The sequence below is a fragment of the Acaryochloris sp. IP29b_bin.137 genome (assembly GCF_028285745.1).
Lineage (GTDB): Bacteria > Cyanobacteriota > Cyanobacteriia > Thermosynechococcales > Thermosynechococcaceae > Acaryochloris.
Window position 1 is genome coordinate 18,618 of sequence record NZ_JANQOP010000259.1, and the last position, 16,755, is coordinate 35,372.

A 16,755-nucleotide genomic window follows, 5' to 3' on the forward strand; every position below is an offset into this window, starting at 1 on the left:
AAGAGCCTTGCCTCTACTTGCTAGGAGAGGTTGATTCCTAATTATTCTTCAAATCTTAATTCTCAACAAACTGGATGAATGAGCTTCTTGTTGAGAATTTGCGATTATTTTTAGGCTAAGGGGTGCATTTTAAACACCATATAGAGCATTTTAGATATTTAATAGCCTAAATTTCAGAGTCTAGGCCGTAACGCCCTTTTCTTATCCAAATCACAGAATTGCATCAGGATACCTTCAGTCTCCTCAGATAGATTAGAAGTCATTCACACATAAATCGCTGACTTAAATGAAACATACATCTAACCTCTGACTGTATCCCGCAGTTCGGGTCAAACCTATTTTTGAGATGTGTTTGCGGAGAAGTAAAGGTTTCAACCTACGCAAAAATAAGAATTTCCGCTAGTCCCAAACTCAAGATCATTAGCGGGCAGGAATGGTGCTTCATCTCTCAGGGCAGTGATGAATGTTACTGCTTAGCTGCAAACTGACCCACCCCGCTGTAAGTATCGATTGGATGTGTATCGTCAATTTCCACTAGATCATTAAACTTAGAAAATGAACCCTCATATCTTGCTAGTTGAAGATGAAGTTAGAATTGCTCAGCTCGTTGAACTGGAACTGTCCGATGCGGGGTATCACGTCAATATTGCCCATGATGGTCAAATTGGCCTAGAGCTAGCCCAACGCATTCAACCCGATGCCATTGTGTTGGATTGGACCTTACCCCGATTAACTGGTTTAGAAATCTGTCAACAACTGCGAGCCGCGGGTAGCGCCGTTCCCATTGTGTTTGCGACCGCGATGGATGATCTCCCGCATCGGCAAGCCGCCATGGATGCTGGGGCAAATGCCTACGTTGTCAAGCCCTATAGTATTAGTGACTTGGTAGAGACGATTACGGCTCAACTGTCTGCCCCAGCAGAAGTATAGGGGGCAATGTTACGAAGATCCGCTGACGATTGGCAATAACACTGTTACCGTTGTCCCCGTTTCAGCGGTAGATTGGATCAGTAATTCTCCGCCATGGGTTTCCACGATGCGCTTGGTAATGGCTAGCCCCAAACCATTCCCTGATGATTTGGTCGTAAAAAACGGTTTCGTCAATTGAGGAAGCACATCTGCTGGAATCGGATCTCCTCCATTCTTGACCTCAATCATCACTTGATCTGGTTGGGGGGCAGTCTGAACCTGCCAAGTAATCGGTTCACCTTGGGAAACCGCTTCACATGCGTTGCTAACTAAATTGATAAAGACTTGCTTGAGTTTATCGATATCCGCTTCTACCCAAGTCGATGCGGAAGCGGGGGTCAGCAAAATGGGGCGGTCCTTAGCACTGGGCATCTCCTGTAATGTCGGCAGGAGATCCGCAAAAAATTGATTCAGCTCTATAGTCATGGTCTCAAGCTTTTGCTGCTTCGCGTAGAGCAATATTTCATTGAGGAGCCGTTGCAGACGTTCCGATTCATCTAAAGCCAGTTGCAGCCTTAATTTTGCCCGGTCGGGTAAGTCCATCCGTTGAAACGAGCTGAGCCCCATCAGAACGGTTGTCAGAGGATTTCGGACCTCATGCACAATCATGGCGGCAAGTTCGCCAATTTCGGCCAGTCGCTCCCGATCTTTCTCAGCTTGCCGTCGCTCAGTAATATCCCGCGCCAGAGCCAAAATCAACTGTTCTTCCCCTGCTTCAAATAAACCTAAACGCACTTCGACCGGAAATTGACTGCCGTCTTTCCGCTGATGCGTCCCGATAAAGGTGAGGGGGTCTTTGGGGAGTAATCGTTGCCATAGGTCGGCAACGCTATCGTCTGAAAGGTTTCTCTGAATATCGGGTACACGGCATTTGAGTAGCTCCTCACGGGTATACCCTAAGTTGGCACAGGCCTGCTGATTCACATCCACAAACTGCCCTTGTTCATTGACCACATAAATGGCATCTACCGCTTGGTCAACCAGCATCCGAAATCGTTCTTCGCTGGCCTCTAGGGCAATTTCGGCTTTTTTACGCTCCGTGATGTCGTTGATCACGGAGAGAATGCAGTCTTGGTCGTTAACTTTGATTTGTTCTGAGGAGTAGAGGACGGTTTTTTCTTTGCCAGTGCGATCGCGCAGTCGATACTCATAATTTCGAATAATGCCATCCTTGAGAATGGCCTGAATCATTTGCATCCGATCGGTTGGATCGGCCCAGAGATCCAGATCCAAACTGCTCCGACCTAAAACCTCTGAGGTCGTTAATCCAAACAACTCTAAAAAACTGTCATTGACTTCCACTAAACGACCATCTTCGAGGGTGCTTAGGGTGATCGGATTGGGGCTAGCTCGAAAGGCTTTCGAAAATTTCTCTTCCGATAATCTCAGATCAGATTCCGCTTGTTGCCGCTGGGCGATCGCATCTCGAATCTGATTAAACATCTGATCGAACGTTTGGATCACATCCCCCAGTTCATCATCTGGGGGATGCTTGAGAGACTCAAATTCTGGGGGTAAAGCGTCGGGTTGCTCGGCTAAAAATGTTCCCGCTTGTAGGAGGTCCTTCCGCAGCTGCAAAATCGGCGCAATCACAAAGGATTGCAGAACAATCATGGTGGCTATGGAGACAAACAGCGAAATAATCACGACTAAACCAATAATTCGACCAATAAACAGATTGAGTTCGTCTTGGACACTACTGGCGTCATGGCGAATAATCAGCACATATTTATTGAGCAAGGGCTTCATGGCCCAAGCCGCATCGTATCGTTGTCGAGATCGATTGAGATAGGACTCTTCTGCCCGCTGGGTCACTTGTGCAAAGGTTAGTTCAGGCTGCTCACCGAAGGCTCCCACTTGCCTGCCATCAATTCGAAAAAGAACGCCTCCCGTCACTACAGGATTTTTCTGAATCACCTCAAGTTTGTCTAATACGGTTTGATCGGTAATTTCATCTTCCTCATTGGCCAGTACGCCTGTGGCCTTGGCAGCGGAGATCTCTGTGAGGTGCTTGAGCAGTTCGTCTTCACGTCGATAAACCGAAGGAATTAGAATAATAGCCTCAATCACAATGATGCTCAGAAATACCCATAACTCTATACGGCGTGAGAGTCGGGCTTGGAAGAGTTGGGTAAACGGATGCGATCTGAACGACACAGCGAAATTCTACTAAAACTGATCCCTATTATCCCTGTAAGCCAGTTGGTTTTTATGAGTATTGACTGGATAGGTGGCAAGGTATCAAGGACGATTCCCATTGGTAAACCCATCCTTAGTGGAGAGATAAACGGGCGATATGAAACGGTCGGCCTATCCCTGGAAGTCCTGAATAACGGTTGGGCAACGGTTGAGAAAAGGTGGGATATTTGCGATCGCAAAGTGATACATATATTAGAGTTTCATATTTATGGATGGCTGAGGAGAAAAATCATGGGTCGCTGGATCGTATTACTCACCAATCGTGCTCCCTTCGCTGCCCTTTTGATGGTATGCACGTTCCTGGCAGATACTGCTTTAGCTCGCAATTCTTCTACCAACACCGCGGACCAAGCAATACCTAATCTTGATTCCCCCATCGCTCCTATCCCCAGCCCAAAAGCCCCCATTTTTCAGGTTGCAGACGCCAAGATGTGTAATGGCAGCTCCATCGTGGAACTGTCTTTTCGTAATCCTAAAAAAGAGAACAACCGCCCCAACCTCTCCGTCGGCTCCATCTATCGATTTACCCAGGTTGCTCCAGGTATTGATGCATTGGTTACGGTTGATCAGTTCAACAACGGGGCAACGTTAGGAGCAATTGATAACCCCAGTACAGGGTCCGCAGATGCCCTGCAGCCCACGCTCAATGCTTCCCAGCAAAAAGGGGATTCCAGTGTAGATCTTATTATCAGCTTTGTAGAAACCGGGACCAATACCCCTACAACCATTAAAGCCTTTAATGCCTCGGGGGTAGACATCGACGGAGACAGCCGTGATCTCAGGGAATATATCGAACTGGATGGATTCTCAAACTACACCCTTGAAAATCCCACAACGCTGAAGCCAACGATTAACCCGCCATCGGGTCGCTTTGAGTCAAATACGGTCAAGACGCAACCTGGCATTAGCACAGATGCAACACAAACCTTAGTAACGGCCTCATACGAGAATATCAGCAGTTTTCGCTATCGCATTGGCGCGCTAAAGCCTAAAGGTCGTAAAAGTGGTCGCCTCAACTCTTTATCCTTCAGTTGCCTCCCGTTTAAAGAGCCAGAAACTGAGTCAGGGGCAACTCCTACACCGGCACCTACCCCAGAGCCAGAGACTTCTTCAGAGCCAGCTCCATCCAATAATCCACCTGATGCAGTTGATGACACTAACACGACAAAAGAAGATGTCCCTGTCAGCGGTAATATCCTTGACGGCAGTAACGGGGGTCTAGATACAGACCCAGATCAAGACACGCTCACCGTTAGCGGCAATACAGAACCAGCCAATGGCTCTGTCACTGTCAATCCAGATGGCACCTATACCTATACGCCTAATTCAGGCTTTAGTGGCAAGGATAGCTTTACTTACACGATTTCTGATGGCAATGGTGGTACAGATACAGCGACCGTCAACATCACCATTGACACCATTGAACCCGAACCAACCTCAGAACCGACCCCAGAACCGGAACCAACCTCTGAGCCGGAGCCTGAACCAGCACCAGGGCTAGAGCCTACCCCTGACCCCAGTCCTGAGCCAACTCCAGGCCCTGAGCCAGATTCGGGTAATCCCCCTGCGCTATCTCCTCTATCTGGGAAAATCGTTATCAATGAGGTGCTTTATAAGCAAACGATTGGCAATGCCAATGCTGAGAATAACGATGAATTTATTGAGTTATTCAATCCATCCGATGAAGCCGTTGATCTTGGCGGCCTGCAATTAATGGATGGCAATATCCTGGATGGTGATATTGATGGTACAACCGGAAGTATTACAGGCAATACCAACCCTTACGTTTTTCCTGTTAATACCATTCTTAAGCCCGGAGAATATGCCGTTATTTGGATCGGTAGCGAGAAGGATGCTCAAGGCAATTCTATCCCAGCCCATCAAGCCCCAGACGCTGCATTTCAAACATGGTTAGGACAACGTCCCAAGCTCAATAACACCGGGGACGATGTTTGGTTATACGATGGCCAAAACCAGATCATTGACTACATTGCCTACGGTAAAAATACTAGCAGCAGTTCAGGGATTAATACTCCGCCACCTGCAGTCTTAGGGTTGTGGGATGATTCTGCTCAGACAACCTTAGGGGGAGCTGACAACGGGCAATCCATTAGTTTGACGGCTAATGGTCAAGATTCTAATAACAGTGCCTGTTGGGAACAGACGACGAGTAGTGATGCGAGTACCCGTTGCTTAGGCTATTTAGAAACGATTGATTCAGATTCCACAGGCAATCGGATAACCAGCGTTGCAGGTAATAATAATGGTTCAGATGAGCCAACACCCGAACCAACGCCTGAGTCAGAACCCGAACCGGCCCCTGAGCCAACACCCGAACCAACACCAACGCCTGAGCCTGAGCCAGAATTGGTTCCAGCACCGGAACCTGAGCCAACACCCGGACCAGTTCCTGAACCCATGCCAGAGCCCGAGCCAACTCCAGAGCCCGAGCCAACGCCTGACCCTGAACCAACGCCAACGCCTGAGCCAGAACCGGGTCCCACGCCAGAGCCTGAGCTAACGCCCGACCCTAGTCCTGTGCCAACTCCAACGCCCACTCCAGCACCGACACCTGGGCCAGCCCTAACACCGGAGCCCATTCCAACGCCCGAACCTAACCCGACACCCACTCCAATACCCGGGTCTGGACCTTCTCCCGTGCCCATCCCTACACCAGGATCAGAACCTACCCCAACCCCTGGACCCATTTCAAGTCCAACCCCCCAACCTGACCCCGGTCCTGAACCAACGCCAGGGGTATCCCCTGTACCTCAATCCATCACAGATCCGCCGAGGGAGTCTACATCCAAGCCTTTCCCATCTCCTATGCCCTTACCGTCACCTTCTCCCCAACCTGGAATTGCGCCCGAGAATCTTCCTGACTCAGGAATCTTGCCTGGGTCAGGGACTCCTGCAAAAACAGCACCTAAAGAAGGTATCCGTCCAGGCGAGACTCCTCGTACTGGTACTCCAGGTGAACAGCCGCCAATACCGACGGAACAGTTGCCTGCCCCGACAGAACGACCAGCGCCTCAACAGAAAATAAAGGCCCCCTCTCGTGACGAGCCTGAATCTCCACCCCCTGTGCGAGCCCTCTGGTAAGGACACAGTTGTCTGTTTTGTAGCATTGCGGCCCTCGGGCCGCCTTGTATGCTGAGATAAAGGTAGCTTATCCATTGTTTCAGTCAAGCTAGGTGCCCATGCAAACTCAAGACTGCGATACCCAACGGGACCGCTTTGCCCAAGGAAAACCCCTGTGGGCCCGTGCGATCGCAACCCCCGCTACGGAATTTGGTCCCACTTCTCTGCCGTTGCTATCAGGTCAAGTACCAACGGGCCTCAGGGGCACCCTGTATCGCAATGGTCCCGGTCGGTTGTCTCGTCAGGGGCAAACCGTCGATCACTGGTTTGATGGAGATGGCGGTATTTTGGCCGTGCGCTTTGGTCCCGAAGAAACAACGGCTAGTTACCGCTATGTCCAAACCCAAGAGCTTCAGACTGAAGAAGCAAAAGATCAATTTCTCTATTCTGGTTATGGACAAATGGCTCCTGGTCCCCTTTGGAAACGATGGGGCGTTCCACCCAAAAATGTGGCGAATACCTCGGTTTTGGCATTGCCTGATAAGCTGCTCGCCCTCTGGGAAGGTGGCAATCCCCATGCCCTTGATTCCATCACCCTAGAAACCCACGGGTTAGAAACCCTTTCAGGTTTAACCGCCAAGCTCACCTATTCGGCCCATCCCAAGCGCGATCCACAAACGGGCACTATTTATAACTTTGGCGTTATCTTTGGTCCCAAAACCTATCTCCAGATCTATTGCAGCCATGCCTCTGGCGACATTGATCGGCAAGCCTCCATTCTCTTGCCGGGACTATCTTTGGTTCATGATTTTGTCTTAGCTGGGCGCTATCTCGTCTTTATTGTGCCGCCGCTGCGACTGCAGATGCTCCCCGTCATGCTGGGCACCAAAAGTTTAAGTGATGCCTTACAGTGGCAACCGCACCAGGGAACGCAAATCATCGTCATCGATCGAGATACGTTTGAGGAGGTGACTCGCTTTGAGACCGATCCTTGGTTTCAGTGGCACTTTGGCAATGGTTATGAAGATACTGTCGGACATATTGTTCTGGACTATGTTCGCTATCCTGATTTCCAAACCAATCAGTGGTTGAAGGAAGTGGTCACAGGCTATCCACAAACCCCTGCCTTGGGAATGTTGTGGCAGCTACACATTAATCCCCAGACGGGGCAAGTATTGCAGAACGAGCAGCGGTTTAGCTTGGGTTGTGAATTTCCGGTCGTTTCGCCTCTAGAAACGGGGCAAGAGACAACCGCCCTTTACCTAACCCATCATTCCCATTCCCAACAGCCTGTGGAGGAAATGTTTGACTGCATCGCTCGCATTGATAGTCAGACTTCTGGTGTTGTAAGCATGGCATTTCCTTCCGGCTGTTACCCGATGGAAGCCATTTATGCGCCTGATCCAACCAGTTCTGATCAAGGGTGGCTGTTAACGGTTGTCTTTGATGGCAACCAGGATCAAAGCACCGTGCAGATTTTTTCTGCCGATCAGCTAGACGCTGGCCCGATTGCCGTTTTAGGATTGCCCGAGATCATTCCCTTTGGATTTCATGGGACTTGGCAAGCTGCCGAGTAGGTCGCGGCTACTCCGCCCCTCGCTTCAAGGCCCGCTCCATATCTCGCTTGTCCTGACGTTTTTTGATCGATTCCCGCTTGTCATGCAGTTTTTTACCCCGAGCCAGCCCAATCGTTACCTTGATCCAGCCGCGCTGAAGATAAAGCTTTAACGGCACCAGGGTCAGCCCTTTTTGCTCCGTTTTGCCAATCAGCTTACGGATCTCTTGGCGATGCATCAAGAGCTTGCGGGTTCGCCGAGGGTCGTGATTAAAAAATTGGCCAACATTGGTATGGGGGGAAACATGAACATTGAGGAGGAACGCCTCCTCATTGCGAATTTGGGCAAATCCATCCCGCAGGTTGACTTTCCCCGCTCGGATGGACTTAACTTCTGTTCCAGTTAGGGCAATGCCAGCCTCAAACACCTCTAGGATTTCATATTGAAAGCGGGCTTGGCGATTATCACTAATAACTTTGTAAGACTCACTCATACCCTCTACTGTACTCTGCCCACTTCTTTTTGTTGTACCGTCTATCCCTGCCAGACCCCGATCACCCGGGAAAGCCCCATAGCCTGTCGCATCTACCGATGGATTTGAGGGATTCACTTGGACTGATAGCATGGACAATAATGCATGCTGGGCTATGAAGGTAAGCAACAATGGGTAAAGCCGTCATCAAATTTTCTTCTGAAGACTGTGGAATTTGCCACAAAATGTCTTTTTATGATCAGAAAGTCACCGAAGAACTGGGCTTAGAATTTATTGATGTCAAAATGCAGGACACCGCGACTTACCGCAAATATCGCAAAATCCTTCTGACTCAATATCCTGATAAATCAGAAATGGGTTGGCCCACCTATATTATTTGCGATGATCCTGATGCAGCGTTCTCGATTTTGGGCGAAGTCAAAGGCGGACATCCGAAAGGAGAGTTTAGAAGCCGACTCCAAGCGGTCTTGGGAGCGGCGTAAAGCCTCTCTCTGATTATCCCGACGTTCTTCTTTGAAATTTCTGGTATGCCCCAATCCCCCGTCAGCCGCAAGAAAACGAAGCAGTACAAGAGACGACGAACTCGGCGGAATCCTTGGTTACTGGGCTTGGACCGACTGATGGCGCTGGCAGCCCTAGCTAATTTAAGCCTGGTACTCTTCAATATCACCTATATTCCCTTCCGGGATTTTTATCTGAGTCAACTCCCGCAAGTCGCAGAATTGTACGACCCCATTAAGGGGATCGAGCCTTACCGGGATACTCAGCAATATCTCAATACGGTCGATAAAGTGGAGCAGCAGTTGGCTGAGTCGGGTACAGAAGGGCCTGAACTCCTAACGCTCTTGGTCCAGATCAGAGACCAGAGTGAAGCTATGGTGAATGAAAATCCATTTGAGCTGGCCAATAAAACTGGAACCCTAGAAAAGATTAAGAACCGGATGCGAGAGCATATGGGTAATGAGTCGGCCAAAGGTTCCTTTCGGGAGTTTTGGAGTGTCGATTACCTGAAGAAGAATCTATGGACGCGGGAACTCGAATTTTTTAATAAAGATATTCGGCCCCTGATTGCCTCTAACTACTATCGTCCCTTTGGAGAAAGCGGCAATTTCGTTGACTTCTTTGTCGTGATTGATTTGCCCTTTGTTCTGCTATTTGGGCTGGACTATTTGGTCCGCACCTTCTACCTGAGTCGTCGCCGCCAGGGGATCAGTTGGAAAGATACAATTTTTTGGCGTTGGTATGATCTCCTCTTCTTTATACCCATATGGCGAATTCTGCGGATTCTACCGATCACCCTACGTTTACATCAGGTGGGCTGGATTAATCTCAGCCGAATGCAAACTCAAATCAATCGGTTCTTAGCTGAAAGTCTAGCTGGAGATATGACAGAAATCGTCTTGGTCCAGTCCGTTGGTATTGCTCAGGACGCCATCGAGCAAGGCGTAATTGAGCAATGGCTCCTAAATCCGGAGACTGACACGGTCGAGATTAATGAGGTGAATGAGATAGAAGAGCTGATTCTTCAAGCCGTCAAAATCACCATTTACAAAGTTTTACCCCAGCTCACCCCCGACTTAGAGAATGTGATTCGCCATGCCATTGTGGAAGCCTTGAGTGATATTCCGTTTTATCGGCAGGCCCAACAGTTGCCAGGAATGATGACCCTTCCCAATGTGATTGCCCAGCAAGTGTCAAAACAACTCACTCAAACCTCGCAATCCACTCTAACGAAGGTCCTCAATGATCAGAAGGGCAAGGATATCTTTGAACAACTGGGAGAACATTTTACGGATGCTTTGCGGGATGAGCTGCAAAACCAAGAAACCTTGGATGAAATTCAGTCCTTACTCACAGACTTTTTGGAAGAGACCAAACTCACGATTCTGCAACGTTTGGAATCTAAAGGTGGAGAAGGAGCCGCTGCCGAGGTTGAACATTTGCGCCAAGTTACCTATGAGTCGGGCCGTTTACCTTCTGTAAAGGTGATTCCAGGCGCTTCTCGTCCATAGTCTGCGGTGTTATATCCTCGTCATTCATCCAAACTGTCCCGGGCTGCGCTACACTAAGACTTTGGTGGGCGTCTGTCCACGGCTCATGCCTTTAGGATGAGCTTTCAAGGTGGGTGTTAACCCACTTTTTTTATTGTCAGGGTTATTTCCATGGCACATCCATTGATCCCCAAAGTGATCGATTTGGCTACCCCTGTGGCAGCACAATTTAATCTGGAAGTGGTGGGCGCGGTGTTCCAAACCAACCAAAATCCGCCGATTTTGCGGATTGATATTCGCAATTGTGATGCAGACACGGGTTTGGAAGATTGCGAAAAAATGAGTCGTGCCTTGGAAACGGTCTTGGACGAAGATGATGTTTTCCCAGAAGCTTATGTGCTGGAGATTTCCAGCCCTGGGCTGTCAACGCTACTGACCTGCGATCGCGACTTTATCTCCTTTAGGGGATTTCCCGTGCTGATCCAAACCCATCAACCCTATCGAGGCCATCATCAGTGGATTGGCAATCTCACCGGTCGAGACGAACAATTCGTCCAACTTAACCAAAAAGGTCGGACCATTCAGATCCCTCGAGACGAAATCATGCAAGTGCAGCTCTATGATTCCCCAGCCTAACCACTTTTTGCCAGCCTTTACGCCCTCTACGTTCCTCTTCCCACGCCCTGTCAGTAATGGAGTAAGCCGATGTCAATGGTTCAGTTACCTGGTTTAGCAGACATGATTGATGTGATCAGTCGTGAACGCAATCTCCCTAAGCCAGCGGTGGAAGCTGCACTTCAAGAGGCATTGCTGAAGGGATATGAACGGTACCGTCGGACACTGCTGCTGGACAGCGGTGCCCAGTTCGACGAAGAATATTTTTATAACTTTGACGTGGAATTAGACATCGAGGAAGAAGGATTTCTCGTCTTGGCCACTAAAATGATCGTCGACGACGTGGAAAGCACCGATCATCAAATCGCCCTGGCAGAAGTGCGAGAAGTTGCGCCAGAAGCCCAACTGGGAGATACCGTTGTTTTAGATGTCACCCCTGAACAGAACGAATTTGGCCGGATGGCAGCCATCCAGACCAAACAAGTGCTCTCCCAAAAGCTCAGGGATCAGCAGCGCAAGCTGATTCAAGAAGAGTTTCAAGATCTAGAAAAAACCGTTTTGCAGGCCCGCGTCCTCCGCTTCGAGCGTCGTTCTGTAATTATGGCCGTAACCAGTGCCTTCGGCCAGCCTGAGGTGGAAGCGGAGCTACCGAAACGGGAACAGCTTCCCAATGATAACTATCGAGCCAATGCCACCTTTAAAGTCTTCCTCAAACGGGTCGCAGATGGTCCCCATCGGGGTCCCCAACTCGTCGTCTCTAGAGCCGACGCGGGTTTAGTCGTCTACCTCTTTGCCAATGAGGTACCGGAAATTGAAGATGAGGTGGTGCGGATTGTGGCCGTGGCGCGGGAGGCCAATCCCCCCTCTCGCCAAGTGGGTCCCCGCACCAAAATTGCGGTGGATACCCTAGAAAGGGATGTTGACCCGGTCGGTGCCTGTATTGGGGCACGGGGGTCGCGCATTCAAGCCGTGGTCAATGAGCTGCGAGGGGAGAAGATCGATGTGATTCGTTGGTCTCCCGATCCAGCCACCTACATCGCCAATGCCCTCAGTCCCGCCCGCGTCGATGCTGTCCGACTAATTGATACGGAAGAGCGTCAGGCTCATGTTTTAGTGGCTGAGGATCAGCTGAGCCTTGCCATTGGTAAAGAAGGACAAAATGTTAGATTAGCCGCTCGACTCACCGGTTGGAAAATTGATATCAAGGATATTGCCAGTTATGACCAAGAAGCGGAAGATTTGCAGTTGAGCCAACTCCAATCTCAACAGATGGCCGAAATCGGGTCTGAAGCGAGCCCTGATCCCTTACCTGAAGAAGATGCCGACACCTCGGCCAGTTCAAGCATTGCCGATCCGCCTGAAGAGAACGAACGCGAGATACCCAGTGAATTAGAAGAGGCTTCGCCGGATCTGGAGTCCTAGATCCGCCATCCCCACTTTGCAGTTTCTAAAGGGCTCCACCTCGATCTACGCTTGGACATTTGTCCCTGTAATGCAGACCTTGAATGGATGATTTTTTTATTCAAGAACCATCTGTTGAAAAACTTCAACCTTAATCCTAGGCAAGCAAAAAATAGTTGATAATGGGGTTAACGCTTGAACATTAAACCTATAAAGGAGTGGCTGAATCAAAGGTTGGAATCGATGGGTTTACCCGTAAAAGTTTTGCTTCCAACTCGCCAGTTTGTCGAACAACGTGGATAATGCCTATTGGGGGGTAAACTCCCCAAAATGAGCTGAGTAATCAGTTGTTTCAATCATCATTGAAAGCTGCATCACCAGCATTGAACATATCCTTATCCTAAAAACGTAAAGGGTAGAACTATGTAAGATCACAGGAGACTAAAAGGGGCCAGTGGATGAGTAACAGTCACAAAGTTAGAATTTATGAGTTATCAAAAGAGTTGAATTTAGAGAATAAAGACATTCTGGCGGTCTGCGAAAAGCTAGATATCGCCGTCAAGAACCATAGCAGCACCATTACTGAAGCAGACGCAGCTAAGATCCGGGATGCCGCTGCTCAAAAACGCCCCTCTGGTCCTCGAACGACTCCCCCCAGACGTACAGCCTCTGCCAAAGATGAGAAAGGGCGTAAGCCCCGACCTGTTGCGAAACCGAACAAGCAAGATCGGCCCAAAAAGCAGCAAATCTTGGAGCTTCGCAAGCAAAAAACTAAACCCCCTGCTGAACCGATGGCACCCTCCTCGGCCGTTAAGGCTGCTAGGCCGCCAGAGTCGCTGCAAGCCCCGAAGCCCATACGTCCTCAACCTACTCAGGGGGCAGAGAAGCCCACCCTGACGCCCAAACCGACTGTTGCTAGCCAGCCCCCCTCAACTTCGGTACCCAAAGCCAGTGCTCCGGGGCCCGCGTTGTCTCCTCCGCCTAGGACAGACAAGGTGTTGACGAAACCCGCCACCCAAGTGCCCGAAATCGTCAAACCCCAACTTCTCAAAAAGCCAACCTTGAATCAGCCGGCTGAGCCCACGGTGCCGGAGGTATCCCAGACCGCTCCTCCGACAAAGCCGCCTGTTTCGAATCAACCTGAAAAAACTGTTGAGACAGAGCCGCCCCGGCCTCGCTTAGTTCGGCCCATTTCCATTGCAAAAGCAAAAGCTGAAGCAAAGGCCGCTGCCGAAACGTCACAGTCAACGGCTGGATCCGCCAGTAACGACACCACTGAACTCCTCGTTCTTACTCCCCCCACATCCCGTCAGAAGAAAGATAAACGGTCGTCTAAACCAGAAGAATTTGAAGATCGTCCTGCCAAGGTTTCTAAATCGAGTCTGAAGCAAAAGCGACGAACGCAAAAAGAGATCGAAGAAGATGAAGATGATCTCTTGGCTGCTGATGACACCCATAACCAAGCTGTGATTGATGTCAGTCAGTCCCTGGTGCGGCCACCTAAACCCAAATCGATGAAGCAGTCTAAGCCTGCGACGGTCCCAATTAATCGGACGCCAAGTAGTTCCAAAGGCAATCGGCGTCAGCGCAATCGGTACCGCCAACAACAGGAAGCAGAAGTCGAACGGCCCACGACGCTGACGTTAACGACTGAGTTAACGGTCCAAAACCTAGCTTTGCAGTTAGTTGTTCCCGAAACTGAGGTCATCAAGATCCTCTTTATGAAGGGCATTGCTGCCAACATTAATCAAGTTCTTGATATTGAGACGGCCACCATGGTGGCTGAGGAACTAGATTGTATCGTTGAAACCCAGGCAGAAGAGTCTGAAGCCCGAAAAGTTTCAGAAATGCTGGATGTTGAGGATTTAGAAAATCTTCAATCCCGGCCGCCGGTGGTGACCATTATGGGCCATGTCGACCATGGTAAAACAACCCTCTTGGATGCCATTCGCGAAACCAAGGTTGCCCAGGGTGAAGCAGGGGGGATTACCCAGCATATTGGCGCCTATCACGTTGACTTACCCCATGAAGATGGGGTACAGCAGGTGGTGTTTTTAGATACACCGGGTCACGAAGCCTTTACCGCAATGCGGGCTCGGGGGACCCGAGTCACAGATATCGCCATTCTGGTGGTGGCGGCGGATGATGGCGTACGACCTCAAACCTTAGAAGCCATTAGTCATGCCCGAGCCGCAAAAGTGCCGATTATTGTGGCCATCAACAAGATTGACAAAGAAGGGGCTCAGCTAGATCGGGTGCGGCAAGAGCTGAGTGAGCATGAGCTCGTCCCTGAAGACTGGGGGGGCGAGACCGTTATGGTCCCTGTGAGCGCCCTCAAAGGCGAGAACTTAGACACCTTGTTAGAAATGATTCTGCTGGTTGCTGAGGTCGAAGATCTCCAGGCCAATCCCAATCGCCCCGCCAAGGGCACAGTTATTGAAGCCCACCTCGACAAGGCCAAAGGTCCAGTTGCTAGCTTGTTGGTTCAAAATGGAACTCTTCGAGTTGGGGATGTCTTGGTGGCTGGATCAGTGTTTGGTAAAGTCCGGGCGATGGTGGACGATCGAGGCGACCGAGTGGATACCGCCAGCCCATCTTTTGCCGTTGAGGTGCTGGGCATGAGCGAGGTCCCTGCCGCTGGAGAGGAATTTGAAGTATTCACAGATGAGAAAGAAGCGCGCAGTCAAGCAGGCCAAAGAACGGATCAACAGCGCCATACTCGCCTACAGCAAGCGATGGCATCCCGACGGGTCTCACTCAATGCGCTGTCTGAACAAGCTCGTGAAGGGGAACTGAAGGAGCTGAATTTAATCATTAAAGCAGATGTGCAGGGATCAGTTGAAGCTTTATTGGGATCCCTTGCTCAATTGCCTCAAAATGAAGTTCAAGTCCGGGTATTGCTGTCTGCACCAGGTGAGATTAGCGAAACAGACGTCGACTTGGCAGCTGCGAGTGGGGCCGTCATTATTGGCTTCAACACCAGCTTAGCCAGTGGGGCTCGTCAAGCGGCGGATCGGGCTGGGGTCGACATCCGTGAGTACGACATTATTTACAAGCTGCTGGAAGATATTGAAGGGGCCATGGAAGGTCTCCTCGAACCTGAGTTTGTAGAGGAGGACTTGGGTGAAGCCGAAGTTCGGGCCGTCTTCCCTGTGGGACGAGGTGCGATCGCAGGTTGTTACATCCAATCCGGCAAACTCGTGCGCAATTGTCGGCTGCGGGTTCAGCGCAATAATGAGATTGTGTTTGAAGGCTTCCTAGATTCCCTGAAACGGATGAAAGACGATGTCCGCGAAGTTAACTCTGGCTATGAATGTGGGGTGGGTGTCGATAACTTTAGCGGGTGGACTGAAGGGGATCGGATTGAAGCCTATCAGATGGTCACTAAGCGGAGAACCCTATCGGCTACCTAAGCGGCTGGGAAATTGATGGCTTCTGTAGTCCAAATAACATTTTCCAGCATCTGCGTTCAGTATGCTGGAAGGGAGCTTAAGTGAATCTTAAGTCGTCTAGCTCTCGATCCACAGAGCAGTTGGATCTGAGCGCATTTTTAAATGGTCTCCTATGCATGCATGGTGTGCATCGGGTCCTAAACTCGGCTATTCTTGAAATAGAGTTAATGGCTGAGACATTTATTCCTCACCCTTCTGGCAACCCGCTATGAGTTCATTTTCCCCTCCTACAGCTAATCCTTCCCTTTCCGATCACGATGATCTGTTTTGGCCTGACCTGCGACAAATTATTTCTAGTAGCTCTGGTTTCAAGCGTTGGGTTCTCGAAAGAGGGCTTGATGCCAATGCAAAAGGGGCAACCTTAGATGTTTTGGTCCGCTCTTATCTTAAGCAAACCCTAGAAACTTTAGCTTACTGAACCGGATCAATTAGACCCCCTAGTCCACCGTTGTTCTATATTCCATAATCTGGCAGGTACGACCCGTAATCCGCTGCCAGTGAAATTGCATTTGCCCCTGTGCTTCTGGAATTTTGCCCATCGTGCAAAATATCGCGTATAGGATTGATTCTTGCCAGGTATGGTCTAGGCGCTTGCGCAAGCATATTTTCAAGCCTAAGGCGAGATAGGTCACTCCGCCTAAAAGGCTCCAGCCATGACTCCAAAATAAGGAGCAGAGAATGGACAGGGGTAACATTAGGCCCCACAGCCAACTGCGGAGGCTCTCCCGCACCCAATGCCTCAGGCGACCGATCATGTATCCAGGCCCTCTCGGCATAGGCATGCCCTGCTCGCCGAGTTCGCTGCCACCATTGACCAAACTGGGTGATCCCCGCATCATGCCAAGTCATAGTTGCGTCGATGCGAAGAATCCGCCAATTCTGCTGTCTTAACCTGACACACAGTTAGGGTCGAGTGACAGGTCACCCTGTCACCCTCCCATTCAGAACGGTGCATGAGACTTTCGAACTCACACCGCTCCTCAACAATACGGCTGTTG

Annotated in this window: 12 protein-coding genes; 9 read left to right on the plus strand and 3 right to left on the minus strand. The window is 50.0% G+C overall.

Features of this window, described 5'->3' with window-relative positions:
- The first annotated feature begins 555 nt into the window (after positions 1-555).
- Positions 556-930, plus strand: coding sequence for a response regulator (locus Q0991_RS18445; RefSeq protein WP_299491158.1), 375 nt, complete (start codon positions 556-558; stop codon positions 928-930).
- Between the two features lie 9 nt (positions 931-939).
- Here Q0991_RS18445 and Q0991_RS18450 read toward each other — a convergent pair whose 3' ends face one another.
- On the minus strand, positions 940-3,126 hold the full coding sequence (locus tag Q0991_RS18450) for a PAS domain S-box protein (protein ID WP_299491161.1): 2,187 nt from the start codon (positions 3,124-3,126) through the stop codon (positions 940-942).
- Positions 3,127-3,180: 54 nt separating this feature from the next.
- Here Q0991_RS18450 and Q0991_RS18455 point away from each other — a divergent pair, with 54 nt between their 5' ends.
- Together Q0991_RS18455 and Q0991_RS18460 are read left to right on the plus strand one after the other, a co-directional pair.
- A complete protein-coding gene (locus Q0991_RS18455; protein WP_299491164.1) occupies positions 3,181-6,270 on the plus strand; it encodes an Ig-like domain-containing protein in 3,090 nt (1,029 codons plus the stop codon).
- A 98-nt stretch (positions 6,271-6,368) separates the two neighbouring features.
- The gene (locus tag Q0991_RS18460; protein ID WP_299491167.1) at positions 6,369-7,826 is read left to right on the plus strand and encodes a carotenoid oxygenase family protein; all 1,458 of its coding nucleotides are present in this window, start codon (positions 6,369-6,371) and stop codon (positions 7,824-7,826) included.
- Positions 7,827-7,833: 7 nt separating this feature from the next.
- Here the strand turns inward: Q0991_RS18460 and smpB are convergent, their stop codons facing one another.
- Positions 7,834-8,298, minus strand: coding sequence for an SsrA-binding protein SmpB (gene smpB, locus Q0991_RS18465; RefSeq protein ID WP_299491190.1), 465 nt, complete (start codon positions 8,296-8,298; stop codon positions 7,834-7,836).
- Between the two features lie 170 nt (positions 8,299-8,468).
- Here smpB and Q0991_RS18470 point away from each other — a divergent pair, with 170 nt between their 5' ends.
- From Q0991_RS18470 to Q0991_RS18495, 6 genes are all read left to right on the plus strand, one after another.
- On the plus strand, positions 8,469-8,780 hold the full coding sequence (locus Q0991_RS18470) for a thioredoxin family protein (RefSeq protein WP_299491170.1): 312 nt from the start codon (positions 8,469-8,471) through the stop codon (positions 8,778-8,780).
- A 45-nt stretch (positions 8,781-8,825) separates the two neighbouring features.
- Complete coding sequence (locus Q0991_RS18475; RefSeq protein ID WP_299491175.1) at positions 8,826-10,310, plus strand: hypothetical protein; 1,485 nt, start codon at positions 8,826-8,828, stop codon at positions 10,308-10,310.
- Between the two features lie 150 nt (positions 10,311-10,460).
- Positions 10,461-10,925 (plus strand): ribosome maturation factor RimP, encoded by a 465-nt coding sequence (rimP, locus tag Q0991_RS18480; protein WP_299491178.1) that lies wholly within the window; start codon positions 10,461-10,463, stop codon positions 10,923-10,925.
- Between the two features lie 69 nt (positions 10,926-10,994).
- On the plus strand, positions 10,995-12,326 hold the full coding sequence (gene nusA, locus Q0991_RS18485; protein WP_299491181.1) for a transcription termination factor NusA: 1,332 nt from the start codon (positions 10,995-10,997) through the stop codon (positions 12,324-12,326).
- A gap of 437 nt (positions 12,327-12,763) precedes the next feature.
- On the plus strand, positions 12,764-15,718 hold the full coding sequence (gene infB / locus Q0991_RS18490; protein WP_299491183.1) for a translation initiation factor IF-2: 2,955 nt from the start codon (positions 12,764-12,766) through the stop codon (positions 15,716-15,718).
- 247 nt (positions 15,719-15,965) lie between these two features.
- The gene (locus Q0991_RS18495; RefSeq protein ID WP_299491185.1) at positions 15,966-16,175 is read left to right on the plus strand and encodes a hypothetical protein; all 210 of its coding nucleotides are present in this window, start codon (positions 15,966-15,968) and stop codon (positions 16,173-16,175) included.
- A gap of 19 nt (positions 16,176-16,194) precedes the next feature.
- On the opposite strand, the gene Q0991_RS18500 is transcribed toward Q0991_RS18495, so the two are convergent.
- Positions 16,195-16,593 (minus strand): hypothetical protein, encoded by a 399-nt coding sequence (locus tag Q0991_RS18500; RefSeq protein WP_299491188.1) that lies wholly within the window; start codon positions 16,591-16,593, stop codon positions 16,195-16,197.
- Positions 16,594-16,755 lie beyond the last annotated feature (162 nt).

Bases quoted from the DNA above. Each gene is read 5' to 3' on its own strand.
- Q0991_RS18445 (WP_299491158.1), top strand. From the start codon at position 556: ATGAACCCTCATATCTTGCTAGTTGAAGATGAAGTTAGAATTGCTCAG.
- Q0991_RS18455 (WP_299491164.1), top strand. From the start codon at position 3,181: ATGAGTATTGACTGGATAGGTGGCAAGGTATCAAGGACGATTCCCATT.
- Q0991_RS18460 (WP_299491167.1), top strand. From the start codon at position 6,369: ATGCAAACTCAAGACTGCGATACCCAACGGGACCGCTTTGCCCAAGGA.
- smpB (WP_299491190.1), bottom strand. From the start codon at position 8,298: ATGAGTGAGTCTTACAAAGTTATTAGTGATAATCGCCAAGCCCGCTTT.
- Q0991_RS18470 (WP_299491170.1), top strand. From the start codon at position 8,469: ATGGGTAAAGCCGTCATCAAATTTTCTTCTGAAGACTGTGGAATTTGC.
- Q0991_RS18475 (WP_299491175.1), top strand. From the start codon at position 8,826: ATGCCCCAATCCCCCGTCAGCCGCAAGAAAACGAAGCAGTACAAGAGA.
- rimP (WP_299491178.1), top strand. From the start codon at position 10,461: ATGGCACATCCATTGATCCCCAAAGTGATCGATTTGGCTACCCCTGTG.
- nusA (WP_299491181.1), top strand. From the start codon at position 10,995: ATGTCAATGGTTCAGTTACCTGGTTTAGCAGACATGATTGATGTGATC.
- infB (WP_299491183.1), top strand. From the start codon at position 12,764: ATGAGTAACAGTCACAAAGTTAGAATTTATGAGTTATCAAAAGAGTTG.
- Q0991_RS18495 (WP_299491185.1), top strand. From the start codon at position 15,966: ATGAGTTCATTTTCCCCTCCTACAGCTAATCCTTCCCTTTCCGATCAC.
- Q0991_RS18500 (WP_299491188.1), bottom strand. From the start codon at position 16,593: ATGCGGGGATCACCCAGTTTGGTCAATGGTGGCAGCGAACTCGGCGAG.